The sequence below is a fragment of the Clostridium sp. UBA5119 genome (assembly GCF_002414285.1).
Classification (GTDB): Bacteria; Bacillota; Clostridia; order Clostridiales; family Clostridiaceae; genus Clostridium_J; species Clostridium_J sulfidigenes.
The window spans coordinates 14,203-30,121 of the sequence record NZ_DHYX01000055.1; the positions used below are offsets into that span (position 1 = coordinate 14,203).

Below are 15,919 nucleotides of genomic sequence, written 5' to 3' on the forward strand. Positions count from 1 at the left end.
TTTGTCCCCCCCAGGTATTTTTAAAGGAATGAAACTAGAGTTCATTACAACCCAAAACTTATTAAGTTAAATAGTTTCCTATATAAATAGTTATATAGGAAACTATTTACATATAAACCTAGTTAACTATTTGTTTTATTCATGCGGGTTTCAAGGGTTTTGCTGTTTTATAACATGGTTAAATCCATGCTATAATAGAGATAATATTTAATACTATTCTTGTCTATTTAACTACTATAAAATAGCCTAGCTAAGATAAATGAAATTATTATTCTATTTATCCTAACTAGGCTTATTAAATTAAAATATTATTTACATAGATCAATAATTACTTGAGTAAATATTTTAGCACTAAGTAGAAGTTCATCTACTACTGCAAACTCATCATCACCATGTAAATTATTATCAGTACCTGGCATTGTACATCCAAAAGCTACTCCATTATTAATATGATGAACATAGGTACCTCCTCCTATGGCTATACATTCACCCTTTTGTCCACTATATTCCTCATAACATTTCAAAAGAGTTTGTATAAACTCAGAGTTTTCATCAACATGATGAGCTGGGAACATATCATCGCTAGATAAGATTATATTGTCCTTTGCCATATTGTCTCTTAAAACATCACGCACATTTTCATTAGTTGCACAAAGTGGCGCTCTACAATCAAAGATTCCACTTAACTCTGAAGTAGTATATTTAAATATATTCAAAGTTATAGTTAATTCACCAGATAGATCATCACTCATCTTAACACCACAAGCTTCCCCCTTAGAATCTCCATGTGGGAATAACTTGCTAACAGCACATAGTTTCTTAAATCCTTCACTACTTACAAATGGCATAGATGTGAGTAATTCTAACATTCCTGTAAGAGCATTATTTCCATTTTCAGGAGTAGACGCATGTGCTCCTGCTCCCTTAGCCTTAATAACCCAGCTTTCACCATCTTTATCAAAGGTGAATTTTAAATTTGTATTTTTTGCTGCATCTATACAATATTTATTTATTTCTTCCTCTGAGAAGCCTTCCACAACTGCAATTGCAGTATCTGGAACTACATTAACCTTAACTCCACTTGTCATAGAAATCACTCTTGGTAAGTTGTTATCTTCTTCAAACTTACTTTCAAAGGGACTATGTAATCCTCCCTTTTCAATATTTATAACAGGAAAGTCTGCATCAGGTGAAAAAGTCATAGGTGCTTCTTTCTCTTTTTTATAGTAATATGCTATATCAGAACTTCCACATTCCTCATCTGTTCCTAATATAAGACGAACATTTTTACTTAAAGGTATATTTAAATCTTTAACAGCCTTTAAAGCATATAAAGATGCTAATGCTGGTCCCTTGTCATCCGCTGAACCTCTTCCATATAATTTACCATCTTTTATTATTGGCTCAAAAGGTTTTGTAACTGTCCAATCATCACTAACCGGCACTATATCTAGATGTGCTAAAATATCTAATTGCTTTTCTTTATCATTAAAATCAATAGCACCTACATAGTTATCATAATTTGTAGTTTTAAATCCCATACCTTCTGCTAGCTCTAAAGCAGCCTTAAGAGCCTTTGCTGGACCCTCTCCAAAAGGCATATCTTCTTTAGCCTCTGATCTATCACTTCTTATTCTTATTAAATCGCATATGTCATTTAACATTTCATCCTTATTATTATGAAAATACTCTTCTATTTGATTTTTATACATCCAAATCCCACCTTTATTTTAAAATTTAACTATAATTCCATTCTAATACTAAAATTGTTTTATTTCCATAGATGTTACAGTTAATTTACTCTTTTCGTTTCTTACAAATTTATTAATATTTATTCTATATCCTATAAATATAAAATATAATATATATAATTAGATATATAAAGTAACTATCTAGATTTTATTATATAGATAGTATTACTTACATTTTAAGTATAAGGAGAATTTAACATGTCAAATAAATTTTTTAAAAAATTAGCTATGACTATAGGTATTTTAACATGTATATCTATACCTACAACTGCTTTTGCAGATATTCATGGTGAATACCCAAGTGGTGAAATTCTAAGCTTTGGTTCTGATTTAAGTGATAGTCAAGAAGCTCAATTAAGAAAGTACTTTAAAGCTCCAGACAATATTGAAGCTATATATGTAGACAGTAAAATGGCACTAAAACAATTTGGTCTTGATGAAAAAGAATTAGCCAATTTTACAGGTGGATGGTATTCTAGTGCCTATGTTAAGCTATTACAAAAGGAAAATGGCGTAACAGTAAACTCTTCTAACTTAACACTAGTAACTAATGACATGCTTGCAAATGCATTAATTACTTCTGGAATATTGAATGCAGAGGTTATCGCCTCAGCTCCTTTTGAAGTAACTGGAGAATCAGCCCTTGCTGGAATCCTTGCTGGTGCTGAGAATATAATGGGTGGTGAATTATCTACCTCTAATAAAAAAGCCGCTCAAGAGGAAATAGACGTATCCCTAGACTTAGCTGAAGAGATAGGGGATACAGAAGCTTCTGCAATTATCAACGAAGTTAAAACAGCTGTTATAAAAGACAAGCCTTCTAACGAAGAGGAAATTAAAGAAATTATTGAAAAAGTTGAAAAAAAATATGATGTAGATATAAGTGCTACCATTCAAAACAATATGGTTGCATTAATGTCTAATATAAATGACCTAGACTTAGACTATTCTAAACTTAAGGATACCTTAGACAAAAGTGCATCTAAATTTAAAGATGAAATGGAAGCTCTAGGAAAAGAACTTAAGGATTCAGGCTTCTTTGATAAACTATTTAGCTGGATTAGCGAATTCTTCAGTTCACTTTTTAACTAAAATAAAGATTTAATTATAAAAATAAACCGTACCTTTTAGGGTACGGTTTATTTTTTATAATTTGTTAGTAAACTCTATCATATGATTATATAATTTATCTATGTTATCATGGTTATCCACGTAGAATTTATATAGTTCATTATAGGATACATTTTTTATAGTTTCTTCACAGTTTCTAAATCCTTTTAAATAGTTATAAAACTCAGATGATATTTGTGGTAAAAATCCAGCATCTACTGAGTTGTCTATACTTACACTATATAAATTTTCATTATAAGGCTCGCTTATAGTCACTAAGCATTTACTCATATATTTTCCTAAAAGCTCTATAAAGTTAGTAAATTCCGCCTTAAAATTTCCTTCTGAAGTATCTGGTTTTTCATTATTCCTATCTATAATATTATCTAAGTTTTTTAAAACCTTTGGTATTTCTGATATAACTAATAATAAACTTTCCTTATCAAATTGTGCTCTTTTCATATACACTCACTCCTTACTAATAATTTAAATTTATTGCTTTATTAATGGTAAATTAAAAAACCTCTTAGCTACTAAAACTAAAAGGTCTTAAATCTTATCTATCATAGATTAAATCACACCCTTCCATCTCTCGTAGAATTATAGCGTAAAAAATAGGCAGGTGTTCTGACTCAAGTATCATTATTTTCTTCTGCCTTCCCATAAAAAACAGTGGCATCTTAGAAGAAAACTCCTCTCTTACAGCGGCGGGACCGTGTGGGATTTTCACCCAGCTTCTCTTTTAATCAGTTATAGGAAAATATAACTGAACCCATATTCCATAATATTCAATTGTTACTATTATATTATACCCTTCTAAATTTCATGTCAAACCATTAATTATAGCCTTAACTATTGTTTTACCTCCAAATTAGAAGTTTTAGTAGTTCTTTTAATGTTTATTGCTGAATATCTAAATTTAACTAACTATTTCTAATATTATCTAACATATCCTTAATCTTTTTATCACTATATTCTTCTAATTTCAATAACTCATCATATGGATTTCCATAAATGCCTAAGTATCTTGCAAAAGCTGGTTCTGTTTTCAATCCATTTTTCTTAAGGATAACAACCTCTTCTCTAGTTCTTTCTCCACCTAATCTAAGTATTCTATCTTCAACTACCATATGCCTATATCCATTTTGCTTACAACTATTTAATGACTGAGCATATATTTCTATTTCAATATCCTCCACATAAAAATTTATAGTTAATATTGTTTCATTATCTGTACTATTATTACTTATATGAAATTTACTGAACATAGAATACTTATTTTCTACTATCTTCTGAAATTCCTTAAAATCATAAACTTCACATACTATATCTAAATCACTGTTTTCTATATCAATATTAATAGGTATAGTCCCTACTAATATTGGATTAAACTTTCTTAAAACATTAAATATATCTAGCTCCTTAAGTACTTTATATGAATTTTGTTGTTTTTTATTACCATGTTTAAGGTAGTTTATATTTATAAAATCTTTATTCTTCATCTAAATTATCCTCTTAACTCTGTTACTCTTTTTTCATTTTAATAATTTTGACAAACTTTAATGGCTTATTGTATTTTAGAAGGTGTAGTTTCTTTTATATATATTAATCCATCAAATAAGTTTCTAGGTGAATACATAAAAGAATGTGATACTTCACTACCTAAATAATTATCTCCAAATACATGAATATATTGTCTGTTTGATAAAAATTCAGATACAACATTGTTTGTAGAAGCAGATTTGAAATCTAGAAACGAAATAGGTATCTTTGTTTTATCAAAAGAATAACATAAGTAATTAGAGTCATTATTATCTATATGAAAGGCCTCATAAATTCCAGAGCTTTCACCACGTGAAGTAAAATATCCCCTTGAGAACTCAAATCCTATAGAGTAATACTCATCTTCATATTTATCCTTAAGTCTTTTTCCCATATATATATACTCCTCATCAATATGAGAGACATGTAAATTGTGCGCCCATAACATAATAGTATCATTCCCTTGTTCTTTTTCATGCTCTTGTATCCATTTAACATTATCAGCCATATATTTATCTCTTAGGTTTGAATTGCTAATAGTTATAGATTCTATGCCATTGCTTGTGTAGTAATAGTCAATAAATTGAATTACTAAATCTAAGTTCCACAAAGCCATTTCATAGCTGCTTTTTAAGTTATCTGCAATATATTTATCTTTATTTTCTTGAAGTTTTACCTTTACTTCATTTAATTGAGTCTTTAAACTTTTCATTTCCTGCATTGAATAATTTTTTATATTCATTTGATCTTTGTATAAGGGTTGAATCATTTCTTCCACATAAGTTTTTACTTCTTTATCAATAGAATCTAGATAGAAACTGAGCCTGGGGAGTGTGTCTGTTATCCCCTGCATATCAAATCCATAGAATTTAATCTTTTCTTTATGAGATTGATCATCGTTATATTCCTTCATCCACTTTATCATGTCTTCTACTTCTTCTGTTCTCCATACAGCAAATTTAGTAGCTTCTAAAGCCTCTTCTAAGCTACCTTTATCATTTAAAATATAGTCATTTATGACTTGTCCGCCACCCCCGTCACATTCCATAGCAAAGACTCTATAGCCCATCTCTTCTACTAAAAATTCAAAGAATCTATGCTTCATTTTAAAGAATTCACTAGTGCCATGAGTTGCTTCCCCCATAGCAACTATCTTTTTATCTTTTAATATATCCTTAAGTGGCATTAAATCTTTAAAGCCATTACCAGCTTCTACTGTACTTATTGGTATTACACTTTTTTTCAAAGCCTTTACTTCTGGATTCTCATTTACCTTTGAGCAAGCTGTTAAACAAAGAATAGAGATTAAACATGTTGATATAAGTTTTAGTTTCTTTTTCATGTTAAAGCACTCCCTTAATGAATTTATTATAAGAAATTTTCTCTAATATAAGCTGCTACACCATCCTCATCATTACTTCCTGTAATATGTGATGCACATTCTAAAATTTCTTTAATTGCATTTGATACTGCTATGCCTTGTCCACAATGTTTTATCATTCCTAAGTCATTAATATCATCACCAAATGCAGCTAGCTCTTCTAGGTTGATATTTAAATATTTAACGATTTCATTAATGGCATTAATTTTTGTGGCATCTCTATGAGCAAATCTACACCAGTTTTCTCCAACATAAGTTAGAAAACTACATTGTGGATATTTAGAGGCTAGCTCCTCTGCAACTTTACATTCGAAAACCTCCACAGTTATTTTATAGGTCATACAATTTAGTGACTTGGAATAATCATTATATTTAGCATGATTATAATCTTCACCATGTTTATTTAACTCTTCACTATTGCTATAATATCTACTTTCAGTTTCAACAGTTATTTCACCAATATTTGAACTCATCACACAATCTTTAATTAGGGAATCAGATACCTTTGTTGATAGCATACATTTATAAATAATCTCATCTTTACACTTTGCTAATGCTCCCCCATTAGAAATTACAATATCAGGATTAATTAATTCAATGTATTTAGCAGCTGCCCGTTCAGAACGAGCTGTAGCTATAGCAATATATATTCCTTGCTCCTTACATCTTCTTATAACATCTAAACTATAGTTAGAAATGCTTTTATCCGTCCTTAAAAGGGTTCGATCTAAATCAGTTATAATCAATTTTATCTTCTTCTCCATATTAATCCCCCAACTAAATTAATTTTCTTTATTAATGCTTGAATTATAGTAATTTAAATCCTCTCTTTTCTCCCATCCCATAGATCTCCAAAACCCATTCCAGGGGTAGAAGTCCATAGTTTAAAAATATCCTCATAGTTTAAAATTCTCATTTCTACTATTTTCATATTATGAACCCTCCAAATATTTTTACTATCTTATCTAAATAATTATAATACATTTTATACATAATTATCTAGTTATTCTAAAATTATCTTGAGTGTATTTCACTTTATTCTATTTATTATTTCTTGATATTATAATTGAGAATGTTGATATTACTATTTTCATTAAAGTATAATAATAATAAATTGTTGTAATATAAATTTTCTTAATATCCTTCTCTCTTTTTGGTGCAGAAAATGAGAGGATTTGAATAGGTCAAACATATATACTTTTATTGGGAGATGATTGAATGGAATGGATAGACCAATTAAACAAAGCAATTAACTATATGGAAGAGCACTTAGAAGATGTTATAGACCTTGAAAAAGTAGCAGAAATAGCTTGTTGTTCCGCTTTTCACTTTCAAAGAATGTTCTCCTACATAGCAAATATTCCTTTATCTGAATATATTAGACGAAGAAAAATGACAAGAGCAGCACTTGATTTCCAAAGTAGAGATACTAGAGTTATTGATATTGCAATGAAATATGGTTATGATTCGCCAACTGCTTTTACAAGAGCTTTTAAAAGTGTTCATGGTATTTCGCCATCAGAAGTAAGAACTAATGGTGCAAAGATGAAAGCATTTCCACCAATCAGCTTCAAAATATCAATAAAAGGAGATACAGAAATGAACTATAGAATTGAGAAAAAAGAAGCCTTTAGAATAGTTGGTGTAAAGAAACGTTACGAGTTAAATATCGAAGAAAACTTTTCTGAAGTTCCAATGTTTTGGCAAAAGACTAGTGAAAATGGCATAATTCCAGAAATATGTTCTTTAATTTGTAAAGAACCATTTGGCCTTTTAGGTGTTAGTTCCTGTATGAATGGCAAAAATTTTGATTACTATATTGCAGTCGCTACAGATAAAGATACACCTAAGGGTATGTATGAATATACTGTTCCTCAAAGCACTTGGGCTATTTTTGAATCAGTTGGACCATTACCAGATGCTCTACAAAATCTCCAAGGGCGCATTATAACAGAGTGGCTTCCAACCTCCGGGTACGAGTATGCCAATGCACCTGATATAGAAGTATATTTTGGTGGTAACCAACAATCAGAGAACTATAAGTGTGAAATATGGTTACCCATTATCAAGAAAGAGTAACCACTGTTAAAATTAATAATGATTGGAGAAATTAAAATGGTACACGTTGTATATTGTGATGATAAAGAAAAAGTATTGGAGAAAATACTTGATGGAACTAAAACTATGGTTATAAGAGCAGCAGCTGGTAGAAAAATACCACATAGCAGAGTCTTTGAAGGTGATACCCTATACTTTATGGAGAAAGGTACTGGGCAAATATCTACTACTGCTTCTGTTGTAACCGTGCAAAATTATGTAAAATTATCAGAAGAGGAAATTAATAAAATAATGATAGAGAATCAATGCAAACTTAGTTTATCAGAAAAACAAAAAACAAGATGGTATAAAAAATGCATTTGTTTAGTTGAGTTTAATAATGTTAAACAAATAACCCCATTGGTATTTCATCATCAAGGTAATATGGATGACTGGCTAATAATTGAGAAAATAGAAGATGTAGTAGTTGGAACAAGTATTCCTTATAACTATGAAAAATCTAGATTCTAACAACTACACAATTATAAAATTTTAGTCGTCCACTCCCTCAATTCTATATACCAGTTACTCATGATTAATATAAGTAATAAAAAAAGTATTATTTTTGTCAAAAAAGAAAACGCCGCTAAATTATCTTTAGCGACGTTTCTATTTTTAAAATGTTATTAAAATCCTATTTTACAGCTTCTTTAGAAGATGGAAGAATTACTTCAACCTCAGAATGTGGACGTGGGATTACGTGAACTGATACTAATTCTCCAACACGTTGTGCAGCAGCAGCTCCAGCATCTGTAGCAGCTTTAACAGCTCCAACATCTCCTCTAACCATAACAGTTACAAGTCCGCCTCCAACATATTCTTTACCTATTAAATATACGTTAGCTGCTTTAACCATAGCGTCAGCTGCCTCAATTGATCCTACTAAACCTTTTGTTTCTATCATTCCTAATGCATCGTATTTCATTTTATAATCCTCCTAAATATCTTTTATTTATATTATAATTTTTAATTATAACCACTTATTTTGTTACTTTTTTACTTTACTATTGTTATTTTTGACTTTGAGTTAATGCCCATTGCATTAGCTTCTTCTATATCAAGATGACATTCAAGTTTTGAAGCATCATTAGCTCTAATAGCTACATTACTATATATTCCGCCTCTTAAATCGTCAAATTTTATACATACTATATCTCCATCACAAACTCCTAAGTTTTTAGCATCTTCAGGTGTCATGTGAATATGTCTTTGTGCAACTACTAAGCCTTCTTCAATTTGAACAGAACCTTTTGGTCCTACTAATGTAATTCCAGGTGTTCTGCTTAAATCTCCAGATAGTCTTACATTTGATGCTGCTCCAAGTTTAATGCAATCTCCATTTAATACTTCAACCTGAGTCTTACTTCTTACAGGTCCAAGGATTCTAACTTTCTCGATTGCACCTTTCGGTCCGCAAATTGTTACAAGTTCCTTGCATGCATATTGACCTGGTTGAGATAAGTCTTTAAGTTTTGTAAGGCTGTAATCTGCACCAAAAAGACTCTCTAAATCCTTTTGTGAAAGATGTACATGTCTATTGGAAACTCCTACTGGAATCTCAGATGAATTTCCCTGAGATGCAGTTTTTTGTCCATCGTTTTTCACAGCTTCTAGTAAAAGTTTTAATACTGCTTCACAATTATCCATTAGTTTGCCCCTTTCATAGCGGCAACTATTTGGTTAACTAAGTCTAAAATCTCTTCATTTTTTGTGCTATTAGTATTGCATTCAGTGCAAGTATTAGTATTGTTAACGCAAGCGTTATCTTTATTTAAAGCCGCTGCAGCTGCTGCAATTTGAGCTGGACTCATATTCATAAGTTGATTTTGTACGCTGTGACAATTCTCAGCAGTTTTTATACAGTTGAAAGTTGGGTCATTAGATGCTAATGTTGCGCAATCTTTTAAACCATAAGCAACTCTCTTAATGTTTATAAGGTGCTCAGGAGTAACATTTTCAGATACTGAGCTTCCTCCCCATGTACCACAACCTAAAGTGAATGAAGGATTAAGACCTGTGCTTGCACCTGTTCCACCTTGTGTTCCACCAGTGTTAACAAGGATACGAGAAGCTGGCTTTTTAGCAAACTTCATAACTATATCTTTATTTTCAGTATGGATACTCATTGTGTGACCAATTCCATTTTGAAGTAATTCAATACTTAAATCACATGCTTGGTAACAATCTTTTACTGTATAGAATCCAAGAACTGTTGTAAGTTTTTCAAATGATAATGGATTACCTTCACCTACTCCGTTTTGTCTTCCTATAAGTACTTTAGTTCCTTGAGGAATTTCAATTCCTGCAGCACTTGCAATAACTTGTGGACTTCTTCCTACAAATTTAGCATTCATCGCATGTCCATTTTTGAATAATAATTTACAAACTTTATCAGTTTCTTCTTTAGTCATGAAGTATCCACCATGCTTTTTGAACTCTTGAATAACTGTAGCTTCATTACATTCTTCACAGATTATTGATTGTTCTGATGCACAGATTGTACCATTATCAAAAGTTTTACTTGCCATAATATTTCTAACAGCTTGTTCTATATTGGCAGTTTTTTCTATGTATGCTGGAGAGTTTCCTGCACCAACACCTAGAGCTGGTTTTCCTGCACTGTAAGCAGCTTTAACCATTCCTGGACCACCTGTAGCTATTATTATAGCAACTTCTTTGCTTTTCATTAACTCATTTGTAGCTCCAATTGAAGGTGAAGTTACACATGTTATAACATTCTCTGGTGCACCAGCTTCAACAGCTGCATCGTGCATTAATTGAGCTGCTTTAATTGTACATTTTGCAGCAGATGGGTGTGGTGAGAATACTATAGCATTACGAGATTTAATTGAAATCATAGCTTTAAAAATAGCAGTAGAAGTTGGGTTTGTTGAAGGTACTATACCCATAACTAAACCAACTGGCTCAGCAATCTCTATTAGCTTGTTTACCTCATCTTCTCTAATTATATCGATAGTTTTCATATCTTTAATTGATTCATATAGTATAGTAGCTGCTAAATGGTTTTTAAAAGTTTTATCTTCAACTTTACCAAAACCAGTTTCTTCAACTGCCATTTGTGCTAAACAAACTGCATTTTCTTCTGCAACTCTAACCATGTTACGTAAAATTTTATCGATTTGCTCTTCAGTATAATCAGCAATTTTATTAGCTGCTACCTTTCCAAGTCTAGCAAGATCTCTCGCTTCTTGTATTGAACGTAAATCTTTATCAAAGTTCTCCATTGGTCATTACTTCCTTTCGTAAACCTTACAATATCTAATTTTTCTCGTAATACAACTTGAATTTGGCAAGCAATTGATTTTTACCTGCTTTTGAAATTACTCTACCTGTAATTCCAAAATCTTTATATTCACGAGCTAGATTTCTAAGCTTAACTACCTTTAGCTTAGATAATATTAAAACGGTTTTTTCAATACCATTTTTAATAACTAAATTATCTACATCATCTTTATGTAGATTCTCTAAACTTCCTTTATGAAGTTTATCTAAATCATTGTCTAAAGCATCATTATTTTGAATTTCTTCAACTTCTTCAGTATCTTGAATTTCTTCTATAACTTCTAAGTCTTCTGCATCTTGGATCTGCTGAGTCTCTTGAATTTCTTTAGGTTCTTCAACTTTTTCATCAGATACTAAAAACTCTTGAGTTTCCACTGAAGATTTAGATCCAATTATGCTTTCCAACTCCTCATGAGGACGTGGAATTACATGCTCTGATACTAAAGCTTCTTCATTAAGATTTTTAACAGCTGCTACTCCAGCTTCTATAGCTGCTTTTACTGCACCTACATCACCTGTAACTGCAATTGTAACAAGACCGCCACCTACATAGGTCTTTTCAATAATACTTACATCTGCGGATTTCACCATTGTGTCAGCTGCCTCAATAGATGCAAGTAATCCTTTTGTTTCTATTAAACCAAGTGCTTGCATAGGTCAATCCCCCTAATTTATAAAAGATCTGCCCAGTTAGCTGGATATGTTGTGTAGAATACCCTTGCTTTGTCTGGAGAACCCCAAACTACTTTAGAACCAGATGGAACAAATAGCACATCTCCAGCATGAGCTGTATATGTTTTTCCATTGATTTCAACTGTTAAAGTTCCCTCGATAACATAGTCAATCTCTTCATAAGTTAATTCCCAATCAAATTTTGAATTTTCAATAACTAAAAATCCAGCACTCATTTTTGATTCTTCTTTGCTTACTAACTCTTGAAAATAAGCTTTTGCATTTGGATTTCCAGTGTCGAATACGTCCATTTTTACTGTTTTTCCTCTAACAACTTTAAGTCCATTAAGATCACTTTCAGCTTCAAATAGAAGATTCTTTGGTTTTAAGCATTCAAGCATTTCTTGTAAAAGACCCTTGTCCATCATTGCTCTGAAGAAATTAAGCATCATTTCACTATCCATAACTTCTATGCTTGGAACCTTTTTAGCTTCTAAAGTCTCTACCTTAGGTACAGGAGCTTCTGTAGTAAATAGTATTTCATTGTTCTTTGCAAGATCCTTAGCTGATGGTGTAATTATTTCACTACCATCTATATAAAATACTTTTTCACCCTTTAATATTAATTGTTCAATATCTTTTGCACAGATTAATTTTTTCATATTTTCACTTCCTTTCAAATAATATTGGTATCTATAAAAAACCTAAAATCCTATGATTATTTTTAAGAAAGATTGTGTTTAACCAAAGTTGCAATCATTATCAACTATTCCAACAACAACTGCATCTACAGGTATATTATCATCGCCTAACATTCTACGAGCAGATGATCCAGTACTAACGATAACTCTATCACCAATACCTGCACTGATATTATCAACAACAATAAATCTACGTCCTTCATCTACTCCACCAATTTCCTCAGCAAGCATAAACTTAAGTCCGTTAAGTGATTCAGCTTTTCTAGTTGCCCATACATTATCAATAAGTCTTGCTACTATCATATTGTTTTTCCTTCTTTCATTTTCAGTTTAATCTCATTTATTGCAGATTCAACTGATGATGTGTCGCCAAAAATTCCAATTAAAACCATGTGTTGAGGACATGTGCCCTTTATATCTTCAACAGTGACACCAGCACTTTTCTCAGCAATATCTGTAGCATATATCATATCGATAAGTTTGCCTTGAACAAGTCCTATTGCATCAACACCGTCTAATTTGGTTTTACAATTTCCACCAATCCGTCTTATAAGAATATCTTTAGTGCTCTGGGAAGGTGATTTTATAATTCTAAAATCCACTTTAAAACACTCTCCTTATTATTCCATAATATCTTGTGTACAACTTAATGCTATTCCAAGTGGTGTAACAAACATAGGATTCTTAGGTTTGTGAGTATAAACTCCAGTCTGTTTCTGAATAATTTCTTCAATTCCAGTTAAGCAACAAGTACCACCAACTAAAGAAATTTCATTCACATCATGATTCTTAATATGCTGGTTAATAATTGATGACACCTTTTCAACTACTGGCTTTAACACAGGTAAAATTTCCTTGTGATTTTCATTATTTCTTTTAAACTTATCTGCCTCTTTAAAAGGCATTCCATAAGCACCAGAAATAACTAATGAGAAATGAGTACCTCCTGTTGGTTCATCAACAACATAAACAACCTTTCCATCTTTTAAAATTGATATTCCAGTTGTACCACCACCGATATCAACAACTGCACCATTTTGAATTTTAAGTACAGCATTGGCAGCAGTAGGTTCATCTAACAGATTTGTCAATTCAAATCCTGCTGACTGAACTACGTTTTTAATTGCTCCAGAATCTAAAGCATCTGTTCCAGGTGGAATTGCAGCAGCTGCATAAAGAAGCTCTGTATTCAATTTTTCCTCTATTTCCTGCTTAAGTTCTCTAACAATTCTTATGGCACCAATATAGTCTACAACCATACCATCACGAACCACATCTGCATACCTATATGCACCAGCCACCGGCTTATAGTTTTCATCTAAAACAGCCAAAACTACACAAGCAGTACCTAAGTCCACACCTGTATAATAAACAGAAGAACCGTTAAGGATTGGCTTTTCTATAACCTCTTCAAAATCTTGAACCATCTTATCACAATATTCAAAAGTTAATTTTTTCTTTGACATTCTTTTCCTCCTACTGCTGAACAAATCAATTGAGACAGCGAATTAATTATTGAATTAGTGTTCTCCATAATTCTATTTTTTAAACCGTCATCATCATTTTTGTAGGTATCAATTATATCAAATTGTAATTCTCGCATAGCACAACGTAGTGCGTTCATTTTTAAAATTGCATTGCTTTTTTCAAGCTGCATATGAAATTCTGTTATTTCAAAACAATCATCAAGGTCAGTCATGAAATTTAATGGATTAATTCCAGTGCATTCTTTGCAGTAAATAGACTCAAGAACACCTTTTCCTTCCACAACATTTCTGATGTTTGATATTTTTCTACCTAAATTCATAACATTTTGTGCTAAAATGATATCTTCTCTTAATATTTCACTACTAGTAACAAGAAATACTGCCTCCATAGATTTCAACTTACAACAAAGTTTCTTCAAATATAAATTAGTGTTTCTCTCTGGTTTTACTGCTTCAGTCTTATTTTCTTGAGAAACATTTTTATCTTTTTTAGAATCATCATTATTCATTGTTATTCTTTTATCAGACAAATATTGAGCTGCTCCAGGTGTAAGGCGCTGTCCTTGTTGTAACTTGTAGGTATTAAAAGGTTCTTTTCGATATAAATCTCTCAAATACTCTTCGGTAATAAATTTCATCATTGACCTTTACTCCTCACCTTTTTCAAATAAACAGAGTTCTTAGTTTCAGGTGGAGTTTTTTCGCTCCACCTGAAGCTTAGAAATCGTTATCCAGGGACGTAGCCGCCCTTATCTCCCACTTTGATAGAAGCTGGGAGTATTAGAGCGGGTAGTCATCGGATAAATACTTTTTCAAAGCATCAATTCCTGTTCCCATTGGAAAACTAATATTAAAATATGGCTTTGATACTCCTATGTTCTTTAGCTGTCGTAAACATTTTTCTTCATTTTCAGGTATCAAGTCACATTTTGTAATAACTCCAATCACCGGGCATCTAAAAGACTTTGCAAATCCATGGGAGTATATTTCATTGCAATTAGACTGATCAACCAATATAAGCACATGAGATGCATCTTGAGCTGCTGCTATTATATGCTTGTACATCCATGAATTTTCTAAATAAGCACTTGGGACATCAATAGTATTTTTACCATAAATTAAATCTGGTGTTCGTTTTAGCGGACCATCATAATTATTTAAGGCATTAACTAATGTGGTTTTACCACATCTTGAAGGTCCAATTACCATTATGCGCTTTTTTCTCATGTCCTTGTAATGGGCGCCGGAGTAAATCCAAGCATATCTCTTAACGTATCGTTTACTGCCCCAAGTGCTGTTTCCACACTTTGAACATCACCATTTATTACAACAGAACCTGTAAAACGATCAAGAAACCCAATTTCAACATTAGAAGACTTTGTAGCAATATCTGCAGCTATAATTGCAGTTTCATATGGAGAAAGAGTTAAAATCCCTATAGCTCCTTTTTCATCGATTCCAAGACGTTCATATATATCAGACATAGGTGATGCAATGATATGTGCTATTGTAATCTGCTTTCCTGGCACTGACTCTTGTATAACACGCTGTATGTTTCTATCAAGAAAATCTCCCATAAACCTTACCTTCCATCTTATTATCTATTTGAAAATTATTTAATGACGGATTACTTTTACATGTAAATCGTAATTTTTAATCCATCCTTCTATTCTATCTAAATCTTCATTTTTTAAACTTGGATCATCCTTTATAGGATATTCCATTCCTAATTGATTGTATTTATTTACCCCCATCTTATGATATGGAAGTAAGTCAATCCCTTTAAAATTTTTATAATCTTTGTATGGTGTTAAAAACTCCATAGTCTTTTCAATTTCATCTTGTGAATCATTTATACCTTTAAGTAAAGGCATA

Annotated in this window: 19 protein-coding genes, 1 pseudogene and 1 riboswitch; of the genes and pseudogenes, 3 read left to right on the forward strand and 17 right to left on the reverse strand. The window is 31.6% G+C overall.

Going from position 1 to position 15,919, the window contains the following annotated elements:
• Positions 1-308: 308 nt before the first annotated feature.
• The gene (gene pepV / locus B2671_RS08565; RefSeq protein WP_346870039.1) at positions 309-1,712 is read right to left on the reverse strand and encodes a dipeptidase PepV; all 1,404 of its coding nucleotides are present in this window, start codon (positions 1,710-1,712) and stop codon (positions 309-311) included.
• Between the two features lie 237 nt (positions 1,713-1,949).
• Here pepV and B2671_RS08570 point away from each other — a divergent pair, with 237 nt between their 5' ends.
• Positions 1,950-2,843 (forward strand): DUF1002 domain-containing protein, encoded by an 894-nt coding sequence (locus tag B2671_RS08570; protein ID WP_346870040.1) that lies wholly within the window; start codon positions 1,950-1,952, stop codon positions 2,841-2,843.
• A 54-nt stretch (positions 2,844-2,897) separates the two neighbouring features.
• Here the strand turns inward: B2671_RS08570 and B2671_RS08575 are convergent, their stop codons facing one another.
• The 4 genes from B2671_RS08575 to B2671_RS08590 all read right to left on the reverse strand — a co-directional run bounded on the left by B2671_RS08575 (position 2,898) and on the right by B2671_RS08590 (position 6,548).
• Entirely contained in the window at positions 2,898-3,323 is a 426-nt protein-coding gene (locus B2671_RS08575) for a hypothetical protein (protein WP_346870041.1), read from the reverse strand.
• 138 nt (positions 3,324-3,461) lie between these two features.
• Positions 3,462-3,652: riboswitch (cobalamin riboswitch) on the reverse strand.
• Positions 3,653-3,784: 132 nt separating this feature from the next.
• Positions 3,785-4,363, reverse strand: coding sequence for a DUF4269 domain-containing protein (locus tag B2671_RS08580; protein ID WP_346870042.1), 579 nt, complete (start codon positions 4,361-4,363; stop codon positions 3,785-3,787).
• Positions 4,364-4,428: 65 nt separating this feature from the next.
• Positions 4,429-5,745, reverse strand: a complete 1,317-nt coding sequence (locus B2671_RS08585) for an erythromycin esterase family protein (protein ID WP_346870043.1) — start codon at positions 5,743-5,745, stop codon at positions 4,429-4,431.
• 26 nt (positions 5,746-5,771) lie between these two features.
• Positions 5,772-6,548: an HAD family hydrolase gene (locus B2671_RS08590; RefSeq protein WP_346870044.1), complete on the reverse strand. Its 777-nt coding sequence runs from the start codon at positions 6,546-6,548 to the stop codon at positions 5,772-5,774.
• A 454-nt stretch (positions 6,549-7,002) separates the two neighbouring features.
• Between B2671_RS08590 and B2671_RS08595 the strand changes: the two genes are divergently transcribed.
• The gene (locus tag B2671_RS08595; RefSeq protein WP_346870045.1) at positions 7,003-7,863 is read left to right on the forward strand and encodes an AraC family transcriptional regulator; all 861 of its coding nucleotides are present in this window, start codon (positions 7,003-7,005) and stop codon (positions 7,861-7,863) included.
• A gap of 36 nt (positions 7,864-7,899) precedes the next feature.
• Positions 7,900-8,352, forward strand: coding sequence for a hypothetical protein (locus B2671_RS08600; RefSeq protein WP_346870046.1), 453 nt, complete (start codon positions 7,900-7,902; stop codon positions 8,350-8,352).
• Between the two features lie 163 nt (positions 8,353-8,515).
• On the opposite strand, the gene eutM is transcribed toward B2671_RS08600, so the two are convergent.
• From eutM to B2671_RS08660, 12 genes and pseudogenes are all read right to left on the reverse strand, one after another.
• On the reverse strand, positions 8,516-8,806 hold the full coding sequence (eutM, locus tag B2671_RS08605; protein ID WP_346848814.1) for an ethanolamine utilization microcompartment protein EutM: 291 nt from the start codon (positions 8,804-8,806) through the stop codon (positions 8,516-8,518).
• A 71-nt stretch (positions 8,807-8,877) separates the two neighbouring features.
• Positions 8,878-9,528: a phosphate propanoyltransferase gene (locus B2671_RS08610; RefSeq protein WP_346870047.1), complete on the reverse strand. Its 651-nt coding sequence runs from the start codon at positions 9,526-9,528 to the stop codon at positions 8,878-8,880.
• The gene (locus tag B2671_RS08615) at positions 9,528-11,126 is read right to left on the reverse strand and encodes an acetaldehyde dehydrogenase (acetylating) (protein WP_346870048.1); all 1,599 of its coding nucleotides are present in this window, start codon (positions 11,124-11,126) and stop codon (positions 9,528-9,530) included. The genes B2671_RS08610 and B2671_RS08615 overlap by 1 nt, the downstream gene beginning before the upstream one ends.
• Before the next feature lie 34 nt (positions 11,127-11,160).
• Entirely contained in the window at positions 11,161-11,838 is a 678-nt protein-coding gene (locus B2671_RS08620; RefSeq protein WP_346870049.1) for a BMC domain-containing protein, read from the reverse strand.
• A 17-nt stretch (positions 11,839-11,855) separates the two neighbouring features.
• Positions 11,856-12,518, reverse strand: coding sequence for a cupin domain-containing protein (locus B2671_RS08625; RefSeq protein WP_346870050.1), 663 nt, complete (start codon positions 12,516-12,518; stop codon positions 11,856-11,858).
• 78 nt (positions 12,519-12,596) lie between these two features.
• A complete protein-coding gene (locus tag B2671_RS08630; protein WP_035134869.1) occupies positions 12,597-12,860 on the reverse strand; it encodes a EutN/CcmL family microcompartment protein in 264 nt (87 codons plus the stop codon).
• Positions 12,857-13,159, reverse strand: coding sequence for a BMC domain-containing protein (locus B2671_RS08635; protein ID WP_035134867.1), 303 nt, complete (start codon positions 13,157-13,159; stop codon positions 12,857-12,859). The genes B2671_RS08630 and B2671_RS08635 overlap by 4 nt, the downstream gene beginning before the upstream one ends.
• 18 nt (positions 13,160-13,177) lie before the next feature.
• A complete protein-coding gene (gene eutJ, locus B2671_RS08640; RefSeq protein WP_035134865.1) occupies positions 13,178-14,023 on the reverse strand; it encodes an ethanolamine utilization protein EutJ in 846 nt (281 codons plus the stop codon).
• Complete coding sequence (locus B2671_RS08645; RefSeq protein WP_346870051.1) at positions 14,005-14,685, reverse strand: cobalamin adenosyltransferase; 681 nt, start codon at positions 14,683-14,685, stop codon at positions 14,005-14,007. Before B2671_RS08645 ends, eutJ begins: the two co-directional genes overlap by 19 nt.
• Before the next feature lie 139 nt (positions 14,686-14,824).
• On the reverse strand, positions 14,825-15,271 hold the full coding sequence (locus tag B2671_RS08650) for a EutP/PduV family microcompartment system protein (RefSeq protein WP_346870052.1): 447 nt from the start codon (positions 15,269-15,271) through the stop codon (positions 14,825-14,827).
• The gene (locus B2671_RS08655; RefSeq protein WP_035134859.1) at positions 15,268-15,621 is read right to left on the reverse strand and encodes a BMC domain-containing protein; all 354 of its coding nucleotides are present in this window, start codon (positions 15,619-15,621) and stop codon (positions 15,268-15,270) included. The genes B2671_RS08650 and B2671_RS08655 overlap by 4 nt, the downstream gene beginning before the upstream one ends.
• A 39-nt stretch (positions 15,622-15,660) precedes the next feature.
• A pseudogene (locus tag B2671_RS08660) lies at positions 15,661-15,919 on the reverse strand (choline TMA-lyase-activating enzyme); the annotation flags it as partial.

Bases quoted from the DNA above. Each gene is read 5' to 3' on its own strand.
- pepV (WP_346870039.1), bottom strand. From the start codon at position 1,712: ATGTATAAAAATCAAATAGAAGAGTATTTTCATAATAATAAGGATGAA.
- B2671_RS08570 (WP_346870040.1), top strand. From the start codon at position 1,950: ATGTCAAATAAATTTTTTAAAAAATTAGCTATGACTATAGGTATTTTA.
- B2671_RS08575 (WP_346870041.1), bottom strand. From the start codon at position 3,323: ATGAAAAGAGCACAATTTGATAAGGAAAGTTTATTATTAGTTATATCA.
- B2671_RS08580 (WP_346870042.1), bottom strand. From the start codon at position 4,363: ATGAAGAATAAAGATTTTATAAATATAAACTACCTTAAACATGGTAAT.
- B2671_RS08585 (WP_346870043.1), bottom strand. From the start codon at position 5,745: ATGAAAAAGAAACTAAAACTTATATCAACATGTTTAATCTCTATTCTT.
- B2671_RS08590 (WP_346870044.1), bottom strand. From the start codon at position 6,548: ATGGAGAAGAAGATAAAATTGATTATAACTGATTTAGATCGAACCCTT.
- B2671_RS08595 (WP_346870045.1), top strand. From the start codon at position 7,003: ATGGAATGGATAGACCAATTAAACAAAGCAATTAACTATATGGAAGAG.
- B2671_RS08600 (WP_346870046.1), top strand. From the start codon at position 7,900: ATGGTACACGTTGTATATTGTGATGATAAAGAAAAAGTATTGGAGAAA.
- eutM (WP_346848814.1), bottom strand. From the start codon at position 8,806: ATGAAATACGATGCATTAGGAATGATAGAAACAAAAGGTTTAGTAGGA.
- B2671_RS08610 (WP_346870047.1), bottom strand. From the start codon at position 9,528: ATGGATAATTGTGAAGCAGTATTAAAACTTTTACTAGAAGCTGTGAAA.
- B2671_RS08615 (WP_346870048.1), bottom strand. From the start codon at position 11,126: ATGGAGAACTTTGATAAAGATTTACGTTCAATACAAGAAGCGAGAGAT.
- B2671_RS08620 (WP_346870049.1), bottom strand. From the start codon at position 11,838: ATGCAAGCACTTGGTTTAATAGAAACAAAAGGATTACTTGCATCTATT.
- B2671_RS08625 (WP_346870050.1), bottom strand. From the start codon at position 12,518: ATGAAAAAATTAATCTGTGCAAAAGATATTGAACAATTAATATTAAAG.
- B2671_RS08630 (WP_035134869.1), bottom strand. From the start codon at position 12,860: ATGATAGTAGCAAGACTTATTGATAATGTATGGGCAACTAGAAAAGCT.
- eutJ (WP_035134865.1), bottom strand. From the start codon at position 14,023: ATGTCAAAGAAAAAATTAACTTTTGAATATTGTGATAAGATGGTTCAA.
- B2671_RS08645 (WP_346870051.1), bottom strand. From the start codon at position 14,685: ATGATGAAATTTATTACCGAAGAGTATTTGAGAGATTTATATCGAAAA.
- B2671_RS08650 (WP_346870052.1), bottom strand. From the start codon at position 15,271: ATGAGAAAAAAGCGCATAATGGTAATTGGACCTTCAAGATGTGGTAAA.
- B2671_RS08655 (WP_035134859.1), bottom strand. From the start codon at position 15,621: ATGGGAGATTTTCTTGATAGAAACATACAGCGTGTTATACAAGAGTCA.